Origin of the sequence: Corynebacterium sp. HMSC075F02 (genome assembly GCF_001838335.1) — a bacterium.
Lineage (GTDB): Bacteria > Actinomycetota > Actinomycetes > Mycobacteriales > Mycobacteriaceae > Corynebacterium > Corynebacterium jeikeium_D.
The window spans coordinates 44,802-63,877 of the sequence record NZ_KV836313.1 but is presented as its reverse complement, the minus strand read 5'-3'; the positions used below and the strand labels follow the sequence as shown (position 1 = coordinate 63,877).

Below are 19,076 nucleotides of genomic sequence, written 5' to 3'. Positions count from 1 at the left end.
CGAAAGGCCATGATCACATGAGCGAGAAGAAGAACCGCGAAGATTCGACTGTCGGCCGCAATAACCCTGGTCGCGACGCTATCGGAGCGGCAATGCGGTTCATCACGTCGATTACTGGTTCGGACTTCGCCCAGAAGTACGACCTTCAGCCAAAGATCGACCGCGTGGTGTACCAGTCCACCAAGTCCGGTTTTAAGACCCTTGGTGCCGCGAACCGTCAGTTTAAGAAGATTTCCGGTTCCGGTAAGCCGGAGCGTCCGGCTGAGGAAGCCCAGGCTGCACAGGAGGCCGCAGCCGAGGAGAAGGCAAAGAAGCTCTTCGACCTCACCCCGACCGAGGATCAGCAGATGATCGTCGAGACGGTTAAGGAATTCGCTGAGTCTCGTCTGCGCGAGGTTGCTTATAAGTCCGACCACGAGGCAACTCCGCCGGAGAACCTCGTCTCTGAGGCTTCTGAGCTGGGCGTCACTATGATCAACGTCCCGGAGGCTTTCGAGGGCATCGCTACCGGCGAGGACGTCACCACCAACGCGCTGGTCGCGGAGGCTCTGTCCTACGGTGACATGGGTCTGGCTCTGGCAGTGCTGGCTCCGGCCGGTGTCGCTGCCACCCTGACCGCTCACGGCTCCGACTCGCAGCAGAAGACCTACCTGCCGGCATTCGCTGGCGAGAACGTCCCGGCTGCCGCTGTTGTGCTCGCAGAGCCGCGCCCGCTTTTCGACGCACGCAAGCCTGAAACCACCGCAAAGCGCGAGGGCGATTCGCTGGTCCTCAACGGTGTTAAGTCCTTCGTTCCGAACGCCGGCGCAGCTGAGCTGTTCATCATCGGTGTTGAGCTCGAGGGTAAGCCGGCTCTGGTTATCGTTGAGTCCGACACTGAGGGGCTCCACGTTGAGGCTGACCCGTCCATGGGTCTGCGCGGTGCCGCAATGGGGCGCGTCATCCTGAAGGATGTCAAGGTTCCGGCCGAGAACATTCTCGGCGGCGCTAGCACCTCGGCTGCAGACCGTGAAGAGGCATACCTCGACATTCTGCGTCGTTCCCGCCTCGGCTGGGCAGCTCTTGCAATGGGTACTTCTCAGGCAGTTCTCGACTACGTCATTCCTTACGTCAATGAGCGTCAGGCATTCGGCGAGCCGATTTCCCACCGCCAGGCAGTGGCCTTCATGGTCGCCGACATCAAGATTGAGCTCGATGGTCTCCGCATGATTACTCTCCGCGGTGCTTCCCGCGCTGACCAGGGTCGCGGCTTCGCTCGCGAGGCAGCTCTGGCTAAGACCTTCGCCACTGAAAAGGGTATGAAGATTGGTTCCGACGGTGTGCAGCTGCTCGGTGGCCACGGCTTCACCAAGGAGCACCCGGTTGAGCGTTGGTACCGTGACCTCCGCGCAATTGGTGTCGCCGAAGGCATCGTCGTTCTGTAAACCGCTAGATACTTCAGCCGAAAAGAATTAAGAGGAAAGAAAATGATTAACCTCGAACTGCCGAAGTTCCTCAAGGCGGGCGCGTCCCAGTCGCATCAGGCCGCCGCTGAGATCTTCCGACCGATTTCCCGTAAGTACGATCTCGCTGAGCACGAGTACCCGAAGGAACTCGACACCCTTGCCTCCATGATGGACGGCATGGCAGATGGTGGCCGTGGCTTCTCCGGTGCTTCCGGTGGACGTGGTGACGATAAGAAGCCGAAGCGCACCGGTGTAAAAAACGGTGGCAACATGGCTTCGCTGCTCAACGTTATTGAGACCTGCTGGGGTGACGTGGGTCTGACCCTGTCCCTGCCGTACCAGGGTCTAGGTAACGCAGCTATCGCAGCTGTTGCTACCGATGAGCAGCTGGAGGCTTTCGGTAAGACCTGGGCTTCCATGGCAATTACCGAGCCGTCCTTCGGTTCTGACTCCTCCGCAGTTTCCACCACCGCCAAGCTCGATGGTGATGAGTACGTCATCAACGGTGAGAAGATCTTCGTCACTGCTGGTGAGCGTTCCGACTCCGTCGTTGTGTGGGCGACCCTGGACAAGTCCAAGGGCCGTGCTGCCATCAAGTCCTTCCTGGTGAAGAAGGGCACTCCGGGCTTCACCGTTGAGCGCCTGGAGGAGAAGCTGGGTATTCGTTCCTCGGATACCGCAGTGCTCCGCCTGGACAATGTCCGCGTTCCGAAGGAGAACCTGCTGGGTTCCCCGGACATTGATGTTAAGAAGTCCTTCGCCGGCGCAATGGCGACCTTCGACAACACTCGTCCGCTGGTTGCGGGTATGGCCATCGGCGTCTCCCGTGCTTCGCTGGAAGAGCTGCGTCGCATCCTGGAAGAGGCTGGCATCGAGATTGACTACGATGCACCGGCACACACCCAGAGCGCTGCTGCAGCTGAGTACCTGAAGCTGGAGTCCGATTGGGAGGCTGCATACCTCCTGGCTCTGCGCGCTGCGTGGATGGCTGACAACAAGCAGCCGAACACTCTGGAAGCTTCCGAGTGTAAGGCCAAGGCCGGCCGTGCAGGCACCGAGATTTGCCTCCGTGCCGTTCAGCTGGCAGGTACCTTCGGTTACTCTGAGCGTAACCTGCTGGAGAAGTGGTCCCGCGACGTCAAGATCCTGGACATCTTCGAAGGTACCCAGCAGATTCAGCAGCTGGTCGTTGCTCGCCGCACCCTGGGCCTGTCCTCCAAGGAACTGAAGTAGTTACAGTTTCAGAGCAATCTACATACTGGTGAGCCGGTAAAAGCTCACAAAGATGCTCAAGCCACATTTTCCTAAAACACCGTCCTGCCATGACTTGGTAGGCGGTGTTTTATTTTGCGCTGTTTTGGCCGTGTGTCTCTTGTCGTTGCGTTCCTATTTTTCTGAGATTAGAGGGAGAGTTCATCTAATTTTCATCTTTAGGTTCTAGGCTTATTTGCCATGAGCATTTCCCGCCGGGCCTACCTCTCTGTTGCAACTCTTGCTGCAAGTTCAATGGCCGTCGCGAAAACCTCGGGAGCGTACGGCCTTGAGTACGTCACGTCGGGTCTGGGGCTTACCCAGTCGGATTCCAAGTCGTGGCAGGTACTGGCTAGCGACTTGGAGGTCATCACTGTCACAGACACGTCAGTGGCATTTACATGGGCAACATATGCTCCGGGAGTGCAGACAGCGTATGGCTTCATTAAGCCGACCGTTCCTTCGGATGAGCGGGTGCTGCTTGGTCCTGCGGATTCAACGCAGTTAGAGCTCGTGCACGAGGGGTACTCAGAGTCGGGCTACCACCATGTGGTCATTGACGGGTTGGAGCCGGGACGGGAGTACCGCTTTGAGTGCTGGTCACACAACTGTCGCGCGGTTCCGTCGCTGAATATCACCATGAGCAAAACGGCACCGGAGAAGACAGGCGTCGTAAGCACTCTGCCAGCGCTGGAGGGTGCACATTTGGCGACGTTCGCGCTGACGAATGACACACACATTGGTAAGCCCAATCATGACGGCATTCGCATTGGCAACCTCGGTCTTTCCTCCGGTCCGGGAGAGCAGCCTTTTGCCTCTATGCAATTGCAGGGTCTGGTGGACACGGTAAAGGCTGCCGGGTTAGACACTCTCGTCATCAATGGCGATTGCACGGATAGCAACCGCCCTGAGGAGTATGACGAACTCATCAGGGTTTTGGATACTTTCGGTGAGTTTGGGAAAAACTGGTTTGTCACCCGTGGTAATCACGATGTGCACCCGCCCGGGCTACCCAATATCAATGGTTTCCGGGGACGCGGAATCCGCAAAGGCAAGACCGCGGTTCCGGATTACTTCAGCCAGCGTCTTGTGCCGACGCAGCAGCACTGGTCGACTCGCGTCGGCGAAGTGCGCCTCATCGGTGTTGATACCGCCGAGTTTGGTTATGCAGGTGGACGTATTAATGAGCGGCAGATGCGTGCATTGCGTGCCGAACTCGCAGACGATCCAGAGCGTCCGACAATTTTGTTTGCGCATCACCCGTTTACTCAGGATGCGGTGCGTTCGCATTTCGGTGGTGAGGCATTCATGGTCGAGGCGCAGCAGGCCAAGATTTTTCAGGAGATTCTGGCCGCCACGCCGGGTGCCAAAGGCGTGTTCGCTGGTCATACGCACCGCAGCCGCCGTGGTATCGCTGACTACGGGGATACGGACTTCTGTGAGCGGGGTGCGGCACTCGGCTATCCGGGTGGATACACACAGATTCGAGTTCACACTGACGGTTACCAAATTAGCTACCACCGCACTACGACACCTCAGTCTCTGTCCTGGTCAACGAAGACTCGTTGGTCGATGTTCGGGTTGGAGCCAGAGTTTATGCTGGGAAAGATCTCCGATCGGAACTACGTCAATTTCTTCAAGAACAAAGTGCCGCTCTGAGCTAGTCCTAGCTTCAAGCAGGGTACGCTGGGCAATGCATAGTGTTAATGGAAAATACGTAGTGGCAAGTTCCGCTGTGGGGCGTAGCCGCAAGCCGCCACGTTATTGCCGAGCACAAGTGTGGCTCTGAAGTAATAAGGAATTTAGCGATGACCGACCAGTACAACCCGCGTTCGTCCTCCCCGCAGGATTGGGAGCAGGACGGTTATGCAACATCTGCCTGGGAGCAGCCACAGGGTGGGGCTCAAGGCCAGTACCAGCCTCAGTACCAGTACCAAACGCAGGGGCCGAACCAGGGCGGTTACCCCCAGCAGTATCCGGCTTATCAGCAGGCTCCGGCACCTGAGCAGAAGAGCAACAACGGTCTGTACGTGGTCTTGGGCATCGTCGGTGTCGCACTTGCAGCGGTCGCCGGTATCGGTGGCGCGTACTACCTGAATAATTCCTCCGATAATTCCCCGCAGTCTCCCGATACGGTTGCGGCAGGGGACTCGTCGTCAAGCACTGCGTCCCCGGCGCCGGTGGAGACGCACACGGAAACCTATACCCAGACCGTCGAGCCAGAAACGACGAAGCAGCCGGAGAGCAGCGCTCCTACCACTACGCAGAGGGGAAATTTTGGTCTTCGCGCGTTCGGTATGAATCGCGATGATATCGATGCCAAAGGTTGGGTTGGCAGTACCGCTCGCTGCTCGGGTGGGTATTACGCGCGTGTGTTGGCGGAGACGTCGTCGGGTAAGGCCGTGATTTGCGAGAATTCCAATAACCGCCAGCAGCGCCATTACATCGGTGACTTCGGTGAGATTTCGGATAGTCCGGATGCGTACACAGTAGATAGTTTCTCCGGGAACCGTGCTGTCGCGAAAAATGGTGGCTACACGTATACCGTCACTCCGAATGCGGTAACCGTGACCCAGGACGGCGAAGAGATTTTCCGTGAGCCCGTCACGGACTACGGTGTTTTGAACGCTGGCTAATCAGCTCTAGTTCTTCCTAGGACACGCAAAAAGGACGCGGTAACTTCCATAACGGAAGTTTTTACCGCGTCCTTTTCGTGTCTGCCGTTCGCTTTACGACGGTCCCTGCGCCCTAAGCCACCTTCTCCTCGGTGACATTCTCCCACGGCTTCGGCAGGTGGCGAGGAACCACCTTGCCGACTGCGTTGCGTGGCAGTTCATCGAGGAACACGGTCTCGCGCGGAACGGCGAATCGGCTGAGGCGCTGCTTGACGTATGTGCGAATCTGCTCATTGGTCAGGGCGCGGCCCTCAGGGGAGTCGTCGCGGACAACCCAGGCGACCAGGGCCTGACCGAAGCGCTCATCCGGGACACCTGCGACTGCGCACTCGCGGATACCCTCGAGCTGGCTGAGTGCATCTTCGGTCTGGCGTGGGAAGACGTTCTCGCCACCGGAGACAATCATGTCGTCCTCGCGACCGGAGATGTAGAGCAAGCCGTTTTCCATGCGACCCAGGTCACCGGTACAGACCATGCCGTCAATGACCTGCTTGTCCGCGCCCGGGCGGGTGTAGCCCTCGTACAACATGTTGTTGCCGACGAAGATTCGACCGGTCTCGCCGTCGGCGACGCGGTTGCCGTCTTCGTCGAGAATCTGGACACGAGTGCCCAGCGGTGCGCGACCAGCTGTGGTTGGGTTTGCCTTGAGCTCATCCGGGTTAGCAATGGTTGCCCAGCTGACCTCCGTGGAACCGTACTGGTTGTAGAGAACCGGCCCGAAGCGCTCGAGGGTCTTGGTGACAATTCCCTCTGGAATAGCCGAACCGCAGGATGCGATGACCTTTAGCGATGTCGCGCCGATGTCGTAGTTGTCCGGGAGAATCTCAATCATGCGCTGCAGCATGGTCGGCACCAGGAAGATGGTGTGCGGAGAGTGCTGCTCGATAATGCGCAGGCTGTCGGCTGGATCGAACTTGCGGCGCATAATCATGGTGGAACGCAGTGCGATGCACAGCTGCGCAGTCGCGAATCCCCAGGTGTGGAACAGCGGAGCCGCAAGGTAAGCCGGGCGACGCTGACGCAGAGGAATTCGGCTCATGATGGAAGATGCTGGCATCCAGCTGCGCGGCTCCGGACGCTTGGCACCCTTTGGAGTGCCGGTGGTTCCGGAAGTCAGAATAATAACGCGGCCACGGCGCGGGCGGGTTGGCAGCTCGGCGGTCGGCCACTTTGCCGGCGGTGCAGTCTTCAGCATCTCCTGCATGGAGGTCCAGCCCTCGCGAACACAGGAGGTATCACCGTAGTTTTCAAACCACGACACTGCTACCGGGCACTCATCGAAGTCCTCCGGCAGCATGTGAGTGAATTCCTCATCAATGAACAGGAAGTCAATCTTCTGCTCGCGAATTACAGCTAGAGTCTGCTCGGCAGCGGCGCCAGTATTGAGCAGCACCAGGTCGGTGCCGAGGCGACCGTGGGCGCACAGAGCCATAATGAAACCGCGGTGGTTGCGAGCCAGCACGCCGATGCGGTTACGCTGCTGAATATCACCGTGGCGGAGTGCTCGCGCCAGGGCAGTGGAGCGCTCGTGCAGTTCCTCGTAGGTCAGCGAGCCGCCGTCATCAATAATCGCGGTGTGGTGCGGATCGCGGCCGGCTGCAATGCCGAGGAGACCAGCTGGCAGGAAGTCCCAGCGGTAGATGGAATTTAATGCCTTACCAGCCGCGCCGGGTCCCATCGAGCCGAGGACACCAGCTTGCGTCACCGGTGCGAGACCGAGAACGAGGTCCGAGGTAGCTCGCGAAGCTTTGCGCACCTTATTGAGAATCGAGGTCTGTGGATCAGATGTCATAGTCACTCATCTTCCGTGGTTCATGTCCTGTGGTCTTCGGAGAGGCCTAATCAGGCGAAACCGCATCGGTAGGACCGCCGATTTAGTTTCTTTTACAGTAAGAATAAGTGTCCTAGGTCACTTTTGTGTAGCTTTTTGCAAAATTTTTTTATCAGAAACGAATGATTGTGAAGATATGCGAGGTGAACAGGGAATACGTTCAAAGGAGCGGGGCTTTTTTATCTCGAGAGATGTTGTCGCCGCACATAGAGGCTCCGTTTTGAGGTAATTTCTCTAGAAAAAGTTCTTGAGAGATGTTCCAATTCAACTTCGCCCTCGTCGCCGTAGCGGAGGGTGAAGCCATTCGATATGTCCTAGGGGAACCCATGAAGTCCACTCTCAAGAGTCAAACTTTCCTACGCATTTCGGCAGCCCGAGTTGCCGTGGTCGGAGCAGCCGCAACCGGTGCGGCTTTCGGTCTTGCAGCATGTGGCGATAGCGATGACGTCGATCCGGCACCTGACGAGACCACTACGGTGACTTCGACCGAGAGTGTGGACGACAATCGCAATGATCGCGATGACGACGATCATGATGATGACCACGACGATGATGACGACGACCGGGATGACGGCCACGACGACCGCGTGAACAACTAGGTGTCCGTTCCAGGATGAAACTGCCGTTGTACCTCTCTTGACCAGACTGTTCGCTATTGGCGTACGGCTATAGGGATTAATCTGCGACGCGTCGCGTTTAAGCTAGGTGAAACAACCTTTATTGAATTACGGCAAAAATAGACACTTGAAAGGGCAGTGATGTTCGAGAGGTTTACGGACCGAGCACGTCGCGTTGTCGTCCTGGCACAGGATGAGGCACGCGAGCTCAATCACAATTACATCGGCACGGAGCACATCCTGCTCGGCCTGATTAGTGAAGGCGACGGTGTGGCTGCCAAGGCGCTCGAGTCCATGGGCATTTCCCTGGATGCTGTGCGCTCTGAGGTAGTCGACATTATTGGTCGTGGCTCCCAGCCGCCGAGCGGTCACGTGCCGTTTACTCCGCGTGCAAAGAAGGTGCTGGAGTACTCTCTGCGCGAGGCTCTGCAGCTGGGGCACAAGTACATCGGTACTGAGCACCTGCTGCTTGGACTGATTCGTGAGGGCGAAGGTGTTGCCGCTCAGGTACTGGTTAAGCTCGGCGCTGACCTGCCGCGCGTACGTCAGCAGGTTATTCAGCTGCTCAGCGGTTTCCAGGGCGATGAGTCCGATGGTTCTCCGGAGCAGCGTCCAGTCGGTGCTACTTCCGGCGCTCGTGTGCAGGAGGGTAACCACCAGTCCGGTTCGCTGGTGCTCGATCAGTTCGGTCGTAACCTGACCGTGGCTGCACGTGAGGGCAAGCTGGATCCGGTCATTGGCCGTGAGAAGGAAATCGAGCGCATTATGCAGGTTCTTTCTCGCCGTACCAAGAACAATCCTGTGCTGATTGGTGAGCCGGGCGTTGGTAAGACCGCCGTTGTGGAAGGCCTCGCGCTGGACATCGTCAACGGCCGTGTGCCGGAGACACTGAAGGATAAGCAGCTTTACTCCCTCGACCTGGGTTCCCTGGTTGCGGGTTCCCGTTACCGCGGTGACTTCGAGGAGCGTCTGAAGAAGGTGCTCAAGGAGATTAACCAGCGCGGTGACATCATTCTGTTTATTGACGAGATTCACACGCTGGTCGGTGCCGGTGCTGCAGAGGGCGCAATTGACGCGGCCTCGATTCTGAAGCCGAAGCTGGCTCGCGGTGAGCTGCAGACCATCGGTGCTACCACTTTGGATGAGTACCGTAAGCACATCGAGAAGGACGCCGCTCTCGAGCGTCGTTTCCAGCCGGTGAACGTGCCGGAGCCGAGCGTGGATCTCACTATCGAGATTCTGCGTGGTGTTCGCGATAAGTACGAGGCTCACCACCGCGTATCCATCTCGGACAAGGCGCTGGTTGCGGCAGCTACCCTCTCGGATCGTTACATCAACGACCGCTTCCTGCCGGATAAGGCTGTTGACCTTATTGACGAGGCCGGTGCTCGTATGCGCATCAAGCGCATGACTGCCCCGGCTGACCTGCAGGAGATCGACTCCAAGATTGCCGATGTGCGCCGCCAGAAGGAAGCCGCCATCGACGAGCAGGACTTCGAGAAGGCAGCTGGTCTGCGCGACAAGGAGCGCAAGCTGGGCGAAGAGCGCCGCGAGCGCGAGAAGAAGTGGCGTGCGGGCGAGTCCGACACCATCGCTGAGATTGGCGAGGAACAGATTGCGGAGGTCCTGGCTTCCTGGACTGGCATTCCGGTGTTCAAGCTCACCGAGGAAGAGTCCTCGCGTCTGCTGCGCATGGAGGATGAGCTGCACAAGCGCATCATCGGTCAGGAAGAGGCTGTCAGTGCTGTCTCCCGCGCTATTCGTCGTACCCGTGCTGGCCTGAAGGACCCGAAGCGTCCGTCCGGTTCGTTCATCTTCGCTGGTCCGTCCGGTGTTGGTAAGACCGAGCTGTCGAAGGCTCTGGCCGAGTTCCTCTTTGGTGAGGAAGACGCACTCATTCAGATTGATATGGGTGAGTTCCACGACCGCTTCACTGCTTCTCGTCTCTTCGGTGCTCCTCCCGGATACGTCGGCTACGAAGAGGGCGGCCAGCTCACCGAGAAGGTGCGCCGCAAGCCGTTCTCCGTCGTGCTTTTCGACGAGATTGAGAAGGCCCACAAGGAGATTTACAACACCTTGCTGCAGGTCCTGGAAGACGGTCGTCTGACTGACTCGCAGGGTCGAGTGGTGGACTTCAAGAACACGGTTCTGATCTTCACCTCGAACCTGGGTACCAGCGACATTTCCAAGGCTGTTGGTATGGGCTTCTCGGGTGTCGGCGAGGCCGATGAAGATGGCAAGTACGAGCGGATGAAGGACAAGGTCCACGACGAGCTGAAGAAGCACTTCCGTCCGGAGTTCCTGAACCGTATCGACGAGATTGTGGTCTTCAAGCAGCTGAGCCAGGCTGAGATTGTCCAGATGGTCGACCTCATGCTGGCCCGCGTCAGCGACCAGCTCGACGAGAAGCGCATCACCATGGAGATTTCCGACCGCGCCAAGAACCTGCTGGCCAAGCGTGGCTTTGATCCAGTGCTCGGTGCCCGTCCGCTGCGTCGCACGATCCAGCGCGAGATTGAGGATCAGCTCTCCGAGAAGATTCTCTACGGTGAGGTTGGTCTCGGCGAGACCGTCTTCATCGATGTCGAAGGCTGGGATGGCGAGTCCAAGGACGTCGACAAGGCGAAGTTCACCTTCACCAACAAGGGCAAGGCCGGTAACGTTGATGCCGACGGCGGTGCTCTGGCTGACTCCGAGGAAGACAAGGGCGTTCTCGGAAATGCTGACGGCACCCTGAGCGTTGAAGCCGACGACATCGAAGGTGCTGCTGACCAAGCCGCTGCCGAGGCAGAGGTCGACTCCGATGACGACGGCCACAACCCGCCACCGGCTGGTGCGGGTGCTGGCCAGTCGCTCTAAGAGGTTTAGCCGCTAGCAGTACCAACGAACACTGCCGCCCCAGTTCCGACTCCATTATGGGAGGAACTGGGGCGGCAGTGTGTCTATATGCGGTCTTTCCTAAAAGCGCGGATAGTTGTAGTTTTACTTGGCCACGCCGAGGTCGACCAATGCTTTCTTTGCCACTTCGGGGTCATCATTTTTGATCATGTACTCAACGATTCCCTGGTCCTCTGGGAGGATTTCCGCAACTGTGATGAGGGACTCCACTCTCTGCGCCTTGAATGTGGAACCGCGCGTTGATTCTGCCGGAATCTCAACGGCATCCAAGACGGGCTTGCCGTCACGAACGGCGGCGGTGGCGGCAGGGTCATCGGTGAAGACTACGTAACCAACGTCGGGTGCCTTCGTAGTATCCACGGAACAGTTGGTACCCATTGCCTGTGGGGCAGGGGCGCTATCCGCACCATAGTAGCTAAACACCACTTCATAGTCTGTGCAGGCCCGCACGAAACTAGCAATCGGTTCGGGTGCGTGGTCGGCAGGGGTGAGGCCGCCAGCGGTATCCCCACCAGTGGCACCGGTGGCGCCACCGTTGGAAGCGCCGGGATCGGCAGGTGCTTCAGCGGCGGACTGTGCGGGAGCAGCGGACTCGTCTGACTTGTCACTAAAGAGCGCGTCTTTAGCTGCAACGTAGGCAATCGCTAGCACCACGATGCCCGCTATCACTAAGGGAAGGAGTAATAGCTGCTTCTTTACACTGAGACCTTTCGATGCGCCGCTGGTCTGGGCACCTGTCGTGCCCGCGCTGGCGTTCGACCTTGAGGCGGCCGTCGTATTTGCTGGAGACGCTCCAGTTTCTAGTAACGAGCCATGCTTGATGTAATGGCGATAGCCATTTTGCGCAATAGCCAGGTTTTGCTCGATGTGTGATGTGTCTTCTGGCCCATTTAAGCGGTCGGGCGAACCCGGGTATGCAAGTCGAATCATTTTTCAGTCCACCACCGTGAATCAATGTCGGAGTACAGGGAGCGCATCGACTCTGCAAACTCTTCCAAGCTATTGCGATTGAGACGGTGCTTGTTTTCTTTCCATCGCTCAAACAGCTCAGTTGACGACACTGCACGCGAGGCCTCAGTTCGTGCCTCTCGGCCTGCGGTCAGAGCCCACTGGGCGGCAAATTGCACACGTTTCGCAGCCTTTTCTGTGAAACCGCTCCACACTTTATATGTGTTGTAGAGCTGGGCCACGACGGCCCAGCCGCCCTTGTAAGGCAGAACTGTGACGTTGCCCAGGTTGTCAAGTTCAAGGAACTCAAAATGGGATGGATCCTTCTTATCGGCGGTCACGAGGATCCTGCGGTTGGTGACAAACGCGGCACCATCCACCCCACTTGCTTTCGTGGCGGCGGCCTCGAGCACAATCTCGTCGACACCAAGACCTTCTACAACAGCGACGGCGGCAGTGCGCACAATCCCGGAATTACCGGTACGTTCAAGTGCGGCACCGAGATCTGGCCGGTCGGTCAATGCAATTTGGGGTCCTGTCATGCACACGAGACTAGCAACACAATAAAAACCGCGCCTGCCGTTCAGTGCTATGGCATAACTCACCCCAGGTGTGGGGTGGTGTGTGAAGTAACGCTGACTCAACCCCGAAACCTCGGTACGTTCTGTGGGTATGAGCTCAACGTTCACGCCAGCAAAGTTTGATGATACTTGGATCTACCGCCTTACAAAGTTCCCATGGCCGGAACCGGCGCCGAGCAAAGATGAGGTGCGCCGCCACTCTTGGGGAATGGTGTACAAGAGCAATAAGGCGTTTGCGACCCCGCTAGGGGTTGAGGCCATCAACGCAAGGGCGGCCAAGTACTACAAAACATCTCTCGAGCAAAACTGGGGGGTCACTGGTGCACAGGAAGCGTATCAGGTTATTGATGCTCTGCTCGAAGGTGGCCAGCACGTGGAAAATGACCTGCTTTTACCGCTCGCATATGCAGTGAAGGACATCTCTGAGAACGAGCTCGAGGCAGAGATGGAGGAGCGAATCGAGTTTCTGAAAGACTTCTTTGTTGTCCAAGGCGTGGATCCGCGTGGTGCAGAACATAAGTTCCGTTACCTTGTACGGATGTTGCGCTCGGAGGGCTTTGCCAAAGCAGCGGCCCCGGCACTGCCCGCCACTACTCGCGCATGGGACATAATCCGTGTTCACAGCGTTGGTGGCGCGGCAACGGAGCTGGGGTGGATCTCTCCAGAAGAGTTCCTTCAGATTTCAGACAAGGCCGTGGCGGCGCTGCAGCGCTACTTCGTGTCGTGGGCTGACGTAGCCGCAAGTTTCTGGTGGGGTCGAATGATCTGGGCGAGTGATGGTGAGCCCGACGTCACCGCTGCGATGAAGGATCAATCGCAACGGCTCACCGAGCTGCTCGCACACAGTGATTCGCCTTGGGTGCGCGTGCCCTTGCACGACATCCAGGCCGAGGAGCCATTCGCATCCCTGGGCGGTTTGCACTAACTAGCTGTCGTCATTGTTCGGCGCGCTGTGGCGGTGGCCGGTTTCATGAGCTCACTAGGGGCGGTCACAAATAACGGATTGAGGCATCTATGGCGCAGGGACGGCGAGTTCAACGACATCTGCAAGGCGAAGTTACCTTCACCAATATGAGGCAAGGTCGGTAACGTTGATGCCGATGAGCGGTGCCTTGGCCGATTCTGAGGAAGATGACGGGCGTTCTCGGCAGCGCTGACGGTATCCTGAGCGTTTGTATCTGGCGACATCAAAAGTACTGCCGATCAGGCCACTGCCGAGGCAGAGGCCGAATCTGATAACTCCGAGGGAGAGAACTAAATGGGGATTCAATTTCGCAAGAAGCAGAACCTGGACAAGGACACGTGGCTGAACTACTCGGGTTCGGGAGTCTCTGGTTCTAAGCGTATCGGTCCAGTGACAATTAACAGCCGTGGCGGGTACACCGTCCGACTGGGCAAGGGCCTAACCTTCCGTGGTCGCTGGAAGAAAAAGTAGCTGTACTTGCTAGATGGAGGAAAGTGGCGGTTGTCGCCGCTAGTACCCCATTTTCTGATTCACCCAGGCAAGCATCTCTTCGTGAGTGAGCACGTAGGCAAGGCCGTGCGTCCCATCACCGAGGTCAGTCTCGACCTCCACGTAGGTGATGTCGGCGCCGGCCTTTTGCCACTTCTGCACAAGCTCGCGTGCCGACGTCACGGGTAACACATCATCCAATGCATTATGGGTAACGAACACGGGCATACTGGGAGTCTTTGTGCCCAGAGCCTGCTCGTCCACGTGGCGTCGAACGACGGGGGAGAGCTCGGGCGAGCGCAGATTCTCCGCTATCCCCAAGTCATTGGCAGTAAATGCCTTGGTGTCATTGCGAGGCCAACGTTCGACAGTGGCGCCAATGCATTCATCGGCGGTGAGCTTCAGGAAGTCCTGCCCCAGTGGGCTGAGCATGCGCTCGATTGGTTCTTTTGTCTCTGGGTACTCTGCAATCAAGCCGTTCATGAAGTAACCGACGAGCCCCGCCAACGCCGAGCCGCGAATATGCAGCGCAGTGTCGGTGAGATCGGCCGGAATAGCCCCGGCGTAAACAGCGCGGATGTTCAACTCCGAGGCGTACTCATCGGCTAGCTCGGCGGCTGCAGCGGTGGCACCTCCGCCCTGTGAGTAGCCGAACAGCGCAATGGGAGTATCTGCAGGTAGTTGTAAAGTTTCAATAGCCGCTCGCGCCATATCGAGCGTGTTATTCCCGGCAACCTCACGGTTGAGATACGGATGTACCCCGGGCGTGCCGAGCCCCTGGTAATCCACGATGGCAACATTCCATCCCTGTGCCAGCAACTGAGGTGCCGGAGGCGTCGGAGGTGCTTCGTAGCGCAGCGCAACCGAACTGGCACAGTTATCGGCCATCCCGAGAGTCCCCGGCGCAATCACCGCCAGAGGCCGTGGGGACTTCTCCGACCAGCGGGCATAGGGCTGCAATACGGTACCAGATACTGCTGTTTGGCGGTGGTCGCGTGCACCTGTGGAGGAAAACACGACCCGCTGTGCGCGTGCGGGCGCATTGACCGGAAATGGTGTCTGCGTAATTACCTGCCCCGGAGGCAATCGCTTCACCGCAGAAGAGTCAGAATCTGAGGAGCCGAAGTCGATGGAACCTAGTCCATCCACCGCCGAGCAACCGCTGATCCCACCCGCGCTAGTGCCAATCAGAGAAATTCCGAGCACCATGCTCAGTGCAATTCTGCGCTTACTAGCCCCAAAGAGACAGCGTTGGCGCTGAGATCGATGGAGCGAGGTGTTCATGTTCCTAATTCTAGGCAACGCACTTGTCCGAATCTGGTCTTTACCGGAGCATTGCCTCGGCTTTAACGGGGCAACTGGAAGCGGCCATCGGGAGTTTGCTCCGCTAGTCCGTCGTCAAGCAGGGAAAACAGTGCGCGGGAACGCTGGTGTGCATCATCCCAGACCGCATCGAGAGCGGCCTGTTCGACGGGGGAGTCGGCAGCGCGGAGCACGTCGAGAAGCAATCCCCGGACTTGGCGGTCGGTGCCTTCGAACTTCTGCACACGCCGTTTAGCAGCGGCGATTTCGTGGTCTTCGGGTTCGGGGCGACCGGCGGCAATCCAGACGCAACTGGTGGCGATGGGGCAGGCCTCGCACTCGGGTGTCGTTCGGCAGACGGTAGCGCCGAGTTCCATGAGCGCGACGGAAGTCTCGGCCGCAGTCGTGGGGTCGAGTGGTAGCAACTCTTCGACGAGCGCCATGTCGGCGCGTTTGGCGATGCCGGGAAGGTACGTGCCCTGGCGGTGTCGCCGGAGTACGCGGCGCACGTTGATGTCCACCACCGGCGTGCGCGCGCCAAAAGCAAACGCCGCTACCGCCCGAGCGGTGTAGTCTCCTACCCCCGGAAGGGCTAACAGCGTGTCCACGTCACTCGGCACTTCGCCGTCGTGCTTTTCGACGATCTTTTCTGCGCATTCACGCAGCCGGAGCGCACGTCGGGGATAGCCGAGTTTTCCCCACATACGCACGACTTCATCTTTGGGGGCGACTGCCAGATCGGCTGGGGTGGGCCATTTTTCCAGCCAGGCGCGCCACGAGGGGATTACCCGGGCGACGGGAGTCTGTTGACTCATCACTTCGCTGACGAGCACAGCCCATGGTGAAGTGCCTTCTTCGCGCCAGGGAAGTGGCCGCATGTTGGCGCGATACCAATCACGTAAGGCGGCATCGACGTGTTCGTCGAAGTCGTCGGATTGGTTAATTGCAGAGGTCAATCTACATTCTCGCTTTCCCATAAACAGCGGAGTCGTTGCACAATATAGCTATGAGCAATTCTGAGAGGACTCCTGAGAGTGTATGGCAATCGATGGTGCGCGGAAACCTCCGCTTCTGTGAGAGCAAGACTGCGCATCCCCGTCAGGACTTGGTTCGTCGTAAGCAGCTGACGCAGGGGCAGAAGCCGAAGGCCGTTGTGCTGGCTTGCTCGGATTCCCGTGCTCCGGTGGAGATTATCTTCGATCAGGGTCTGGGCGATGTATTTGTGATTCGTACTGCCGGTGAGATTACTGACCTGTCGGTGCTGGCTTCGCTGGAGTTCGCAGTTGATGGTCTGGGAGTTCCGCTGGTGATTGTTCTCGGCCACGAGTCCTGCGGCGCTGTGGCTGCGGCGAAGAATGCACTGGACGGTGGCGAACTGCCGGGTGGTTTCCAGCGTGTGCTGATTGAGAAAGTCACCCCGTCGCTGTTGGCGGCTCGCAAAGATGGCGAGACGGAAATCGACGAATTTGAGCGGCGCCACGTGCGCGAGATTGTTAATCACATTATTGATCGCTCGCCAGAGATTTCATCGCGCTTGGTGACCGGCGAGGTAGGCGTTGTCGGTATGCGGTACCGCTTGGAGGACGGACGCGCTGAGACCGTCGTTACCCATGGAGTCAGCGAGAACCCGCTAACCTAAATGTGTGACCAATAAGCTGCCTCCAGAAATCTACCGGCGTCGGCGTATCGCCGCGGCGGTGTTGCTCGTTATCATCCTCGTTCTCCTGGGCTGGGGTATTTCCGCACTGGTAAACCGGGACAGCGAGGATTCTGAACCGGTGAATGTCACCAGGGATGACGGGAAAGAGGTGACTCCTCCGGAACAGCCCAAGGAACCTTACGCGCTTAAGTCTGACAAGGACTCGGAGAACGACAAGTCTGACAAGTCTGACAAGGACGCCAAGAAGGGCGACAAGGAAGGCGAAGACTCCGCGAAGGATAACGCTCAGGCGGCGCTTGCGAGCAAAAAGGACTGTACCCTTGCAGATCTGCAGGTGACGGCCACCTCGGATCAGCCGAACTACGGCGATGAGCAGCCGACTCTGGCGATTACCGTCCACAATCCCACCGGCGGTGAATGCCGCGTGAACCTTGATGAGCAGCAGTTGCGCTTCGAGGTGTACGACCTGGCAACGTATGAGCGAGTCTGGTCGGATGTGGACTGCAATGACTCCGAAGGCCACGGTGAACTGGTATTGGCACCGGGCGAGGAAGTCAACTATGCCGCCACCTGGTCGCGTCTGACCTCGGCGCCGAACAAGTGCTCCGAAGAAGACCGGGTCCCAGTTCCCTCCGGGTCGTACATCTTCTACGGCGTGATTGGTGACAACAACTCTGACGCCTACACGTTCAACATGCGCTAGCGCTTAGCTCCTAACCCAAGCTCAATGGCCTCGGCAACGGTGCCTGCTTCCAGCAGTTGCATCCCTGCCGGGCCTTTTGCGCCTCTGGGCACAATTGCCGTGTCGAAGCCCATTCGATGAGCTTCCTTAAGGCGCCACTCCAAATCGGTCACTCGCCGCACTTCGCCGGCCAACCCCAGTTCGCCGAGTGCAATGGTTTTGTCCTGGAAGGTCCGCTTAGTCATGGATGAGGCCAGTGCCAGCGCAATCGCCAGGTCCGCGGCAGGCTCCGACAGCGTCATTCCGCCGACGGTGGACACGTACATCTCCATGCGGGCTAATTGCTTGAAGTTACCGTGTTCAGTCAGCACGGCCGCGACCATCGGCACGCGCCTCGGGTCGAGACCAGAGACATTGCGTCGTGGATTATGTGCCTCAGTGTTGATTACCAGGCCCTGCACCTCCGCCAGCAGCGGTCTGCGGCCATCCATGGCCACGGTAATTGCAGTTCCCGAGGTCGGCGTTCGGTGATGCAAAAACAGCCCCGAGGGATCCTCAACTTCCGCAATACCGCCCGCGGTCTGCTCGAAGCAGCCCACCTCATCGGTGCTGCCGAAGCGGTTTTTCAGACCCCGCAAGAAGCGTAGCCCCGAGTGTCTATCGCCTTCGAAGTTGAGCACCACATCAACCAGGTGCTCCATCGTGCGCGGGCCGGCCACATTGCCGTCCTTGGTCACGTGCCCTACTAAGAAAATCGCAGTCCCGGTCTCCTTTGCCAACGCCGCCAGGGCAGAGGTTACGGCGCGGGCCTGAGCAACGCCACCGCGAGCACCTTCGACGTCGGCACGCATCGTCTGCACGGAGTCCACAATGAGCAGACCGGGGGAGAGCTCTAGCGTCAGATCGATGACGTCCTCGATATTCGACACCGCCGACAGGTACAGCGAGTCCGACAGCGCGCCAGTGCGTTCGGCACGCAGCCGCACCTGACCGACCGACTCCTCACCTGTGACGTAAAGTGTCGGCCCCAAATCGCCTTCCGCGCAGCGATAGGCCACTTCCAGCAGCAACGTCGACTTACCAACCCCCGGCTCGCCGGCCAAGAGCACCAACGAACCCGGCACAATACCCGAACCGAGCACCCGATCCAGCTCACCGATGCCCGTGCGCACCGCGTGCGCAGCCTTGGCGGAAATCCCGGTAATGGCCGTCAGCTCAGAAGAAGAAGTGGGGATTCGATCTGTTGCGGATGTCTCGGCGAGGAAACGTTCCTCCGCCTCGTCGTCAAGCGCGCGCTGTGCTAAACGCTGGCTCTCAGCCGCGACGGAAGTGGAAGATGCTTTACGACGACCGCCCCGCGTGCCGGGCTCCGTTGCGGCAGCACTCCGGCGACGTTGCTTGGCTGCCCGGGCGGCGATTTTGTCCTCAAGGGTGGAGCCGGACTTCCCGCTGCTGGAGCGGATAGTGACCTTCTCCAGCGTGCCCCACTCTTTGCAGTTGGGACATTGGCCGACCCATTTTGACACCTGCCAACCGCATGCCGAGCATTCGTAGGCTTCGTCTTTGGTCTTGGCCACGGTGCAACCACCTTTGCTTCAAACGAGGGGGCGACAGACCCGACAACGTTTGGTGCGGGATGTGCGGGAAATGTCGCTAAAAAATTGCCCCAGATACGCGAGAACGGGCCAGGGCAGAGTCAATGACATGTGTCAAGGACTGACTGTACCGCCGTG

Annotated in this window: 16 protein-coding genes; 10 read left to right on the top strand and 6 right to left on the bottom strand. The window is 58.5% G+C overall.

Annotated elements, in window-relative coordinates:
- Positions 1–17: 17 nt before the first annotated feature.
- The 4 genes from HMPREF2920_RS06665 (at position 18) to HMPREF2920_RS10840 (ending at position 5,332) form a co-directional block, all read left to right on the top strand.
- Complete coding sequence (locus tag HMPREF2920_RS06665) at positions 18–1,424, top strand: acyl-CoA dehydrogenase family protein (RefSeq protein WP_016421476.1); 1,407 nt, start codon at positions 18–20, stop codon at positions 1,422–1,424.
- A gap of 42 nt (positions 1,425–1,466) precedes the next feature.
- Positions 1,467–2,678, top strand: coding sequence for an acyl-CoA dehydrogenase family protein (locus HMPREF2920_RS06660; protein ID WP_016421475.1), 1,212 nt, complete (start codon positions 1,467–1,469; stop codon positions 2,676–2,678).
- 219 nt (positions 2,679–2,897) lie between these two features.
- A complete protein-coding gene (locus HMPREF2920_RS06655; RefSeq protein WP_048731772.1) occupies positions 2,898–4,355 on the top strand; it encodes a purple acid phosphatase family protein in 1,458 nt (485 codons plus the stop codon).
- A gap of 149 nt (positions 4,356–4,504) precedes the next feature.
- Positions 4,505–5,332 carry a hypothetical protein gene (locus tag HMPREF2920_RS10840; protein ID WP_070854101.1) on the top strand — a complete coding sequence of 276 codons (828 nt, stop codon included), beginning with the start codon at positions 4,505–4,507 and terminating at the stop codon, positions 5,330–5,332.
- 112 nt (positions 5,333–5,444) lie between these two features.
- Here HMPREF2920_RS10840 and HMPREF2920_RS06645 read toward each other — a convergent pair whose 3' ends face one another.
- Positions 5,445–7,163, bottom strand: a complete 1,719-nt coding sequence (locus HMPREF2920_RS06645) for an AMP-binding protein (protein WP_070854100.1) — start codon at positions 7,161–7,163, stop codon at positions 5,445–5,447.
- Positions 7,164–7,528: 365 nt separating this feature from the next.
- Here HMPREF2920_RS06645 and HMPREF2920_RS06640 point away from each other — a divergent pair, with 365 nt between their 5' ends.
- Positions 7,529–7,801, top strand: coding sequence for a hypothetical protein (locus HMPREF2920_RS06640; protein WP_187401496.1), 273 nt, complete (start codon positions 7,529–7,531; stop codon positions 7,799–7,801).
- A gap of 159 nt (positions 7,802–7,960) precedes the next feature.
- Positions 7,961–10,678, top strand: a complete 2,718-nt coding sequence (locus tag HMPREF2920_RS06635; protein WP_070439699.1) for an ATP-dependent Clp protease ATP-binding subunit — start codon at positions 7,961–7,963, stop codon at positions 10,676–10,678.
- 123 nt (positions 10,679–10,801) lie between these two features.
- Here HMPREF2920_RS06635 and HMPREF2920_RS06630 read toward each other — a convergent pair whose 3' ends face one another.
- On the bottom strand, positions 10,802–11,386 hold the full coding sequence (locus tag HMPREF2920_RS06630) for a hypothetical protein (protein ID WP_231367153.1): 585 nt from the start codon (positions 11,384–11,386) through the stop codon (positions 10,802–10,804).
- Between the two features lie 257 nt (positions 11,387–11,643).
- Positions 11,644–12,207, bottom strand: a complete 564-nt coding sequence (locus HMPREF2920_RS06625) for a hypothetical protein (protein WP_042388222.1) — start codon at positions 12,205–12,207, stop codon at positions 11,644–11,646.
- Between the two features lie 130 nt (positions 12,208–12,337).
- Between HMPREF2920_RS06625 and HMPREF2920_RS06620 the strand changes: the two genes are divergently transcribed.
- Positions 12,338–13,171, top strand: coding sequence for a DUF1266 domain-containing protein (locus tag HMPREF2920_RS06620; protein ID WP_016421456.1), 834 nt, complete (start codon positions 12,338–12,340; stop codon positions 13,169–13,171).
- A gap of 333 nt (positions 13,172–13,504) precedes the next feature.
- The gene (locus HMPREF2920_RS10805; protein ID WP_005510144.1) at positions 13,505–13,681 is read left to right on the top strand and encodes a hypothetical protein; all 177 of its coding nucleotides are present in this window, start codon (positions 13,505–13,507) and stop codon (positions 13,679–13,681) included.
- Between the two features lie 39 nt (positions 13,682–13,720).
- Here the strand turns inward: HMPREF2920_RS10805 and HMPREF2920_RS06615 are convergent, their stop codons facing one another.
- Positions 13,721–14,908 carry a lipase family protein gene (locus tag HMPREF2920_RS06615; RefSeq protein ID WP_048731803.1) on the bottom strand — a complete coding sequence of 396 codons (1,188 nt, stop codon included), beginning with the start codon at positions 14,906–14,908 and terminating at the stop codon, positions 13,721–13,723.
- A 137-nt stretch (positions 14,909–15,045) separates the two neighbouring features.
- Positions 15,046–15,978, bottom strand: a complete 933-nt coding sequence (locus tag HMPREF2920_RS06610; RefSeq protein WP_048731806.1) for an HhH-GPD family protein — start codon at positions 15,976–15,978, stop codon at positions 15,046–15,048.
- A gap of 29 nt (positions 15,979–16,007) precedes the next feature.
- Here HMPREF2920_RS06610 and HMPREF2920_RS06605 point away from each other — a divergent pair, with 29 nt between their 5' ends.
- Both HMPREF2920_RS06605 and HMPREF2920_RS06600 read left to right on the top strand, forming a co-directional pair.
- Entirely contained in the window at positions 16,008–16,640 is a 633-nt protein-coding gene (locus tag HMPREF2920_RS06605) for a carbonic anhydrase (RefSeq protein ID WP_042388218.1), read from the top strand.
- A 4-nt stretch (positions 16,641–16,644) separates the two neighbouring features.
- Positions 16,645–17,364 carry a hypothetical protein gene (locus tag HMPREF2920_RS06600; RefSeq protein ID WP_049171874.1) on the top strand — a complete coding sequence of 240 codons (720 nt, stop codon included), beginning with the start codon at positions 16,645–16,647 and terminating at the stop codon, positions 17,362–17,364.
- On the opposite strand, the gene radA is transcribed toward HMPREF2920_RS06600, so the two are convergent.
- The gene (gene radA / locus HMPREF2920_RS06595) at positions 17,361–18,920 is read right to left on the bottom strand and encodes a DNA repair protein RadA (protein WP_049171872.1); all 1,560 of its coding nucleotides are present in this window, start codon (positions 18,918–18,920) and stop codon (positions 17,361–17,363) included. The genes HMPREF2920_RS06600 and radA overlap by 4 nt on opposite strands.
- Between the last annotated feature and the right edge of the window lie 156 nt (positions 18,921–19,076).

Coding starts and splice junctions, on each gene's coding strand:
- HMPREF2920_RS10805 (WP_005510144.1), top strand. CDS start 13,505: ATGGGGATTCAATTTCGCAAGAAGCAGAACCTGGACAAGGACACGTGG.
- HMPREF2920_RS06645 (WP_070854100.1), bottom strand. CDS start 7,163: ATGACATCTGATCCACAGACCTCGATTCTCAATAAGGTGCGCAAAGCT.
- HMPREF2920_RS06615 (WP_048731803.1), bottom strand. CDS start 14,908: ATGGTGCTCGGAATTTCTCTGATTGGCACTAGCGCGGGTGGGATCAGC.
- HMPREF2920_RS10840 (WP_070854101.1), top strand. CDS start 4,505: ATGACCGACCAGTACAACCCGCGTTCGTCCTCCCCGCAGGATTGGGAG.
- HMPREF2920_RS06665 (WP_016421476.1), top strand. CDS start 18: ATGAGCGAGAAGAAGAACCGCGAAGATTCGACTGTCGGCCGCAATAAC.
- HMPREF2920_RS06655 (WP_048731772.1), top strand. CDS start 2,898: ATGAGCATTTCCCGCCGGGCCTACCTCTCTGTTGCAACTCTTGCTGCA.
- HMPREF2920_RS06640 (WP_187401496.1), top strand. CDS start 7,529: ATGAAGTCCACTCTCAAGAGTCAAACTTTCCTACGCATTTCGGCAGCC.
- HMPREF2920_RS06625 (WP_042388222.1), bottom strand. CDS start 12,207: ATGACAGGACCCCAAATTGCATTGACCGACCGGCCAGATCTCGGTGCC.
- HMPREF2920_RS06635 (WP_070439699.1), top strand. CDS start 7,961: ATGTTCGAGAGGTTTACGGACCGAGCACGTCGCGTTGTCGTCCTGGCA.
- HMPREF2920_RS06620 (WP_016421456.1), top strand. CDS start 12,338: ATGAGCTCAACGTTCACGCCAGCAAAGTTTGATGATACTTGGATCTAC.
- HMPREF2920_RS06660 (WP_016421475.1), top strand. CDS start 1,467: ATGATTAACCTCGAACTGCCGAAGTTCCTCAAGGCGGGCGCGTCCCAG.
- HMPREF2920_RS06605 (WP_042388218.1), top strand. CDS start 16,008: ATGAGCAATTCTGAGAGGACTCCTGAGAGTGTATGGCAATCGATGGTG.
- HMPREF2920_RS06610 (WP_048731806.1), bottom strand. CDS start 15,978: ATGGGAAAGCGAGAATGTAGATTGACCTCTGCAATTAACCAATCCGAC.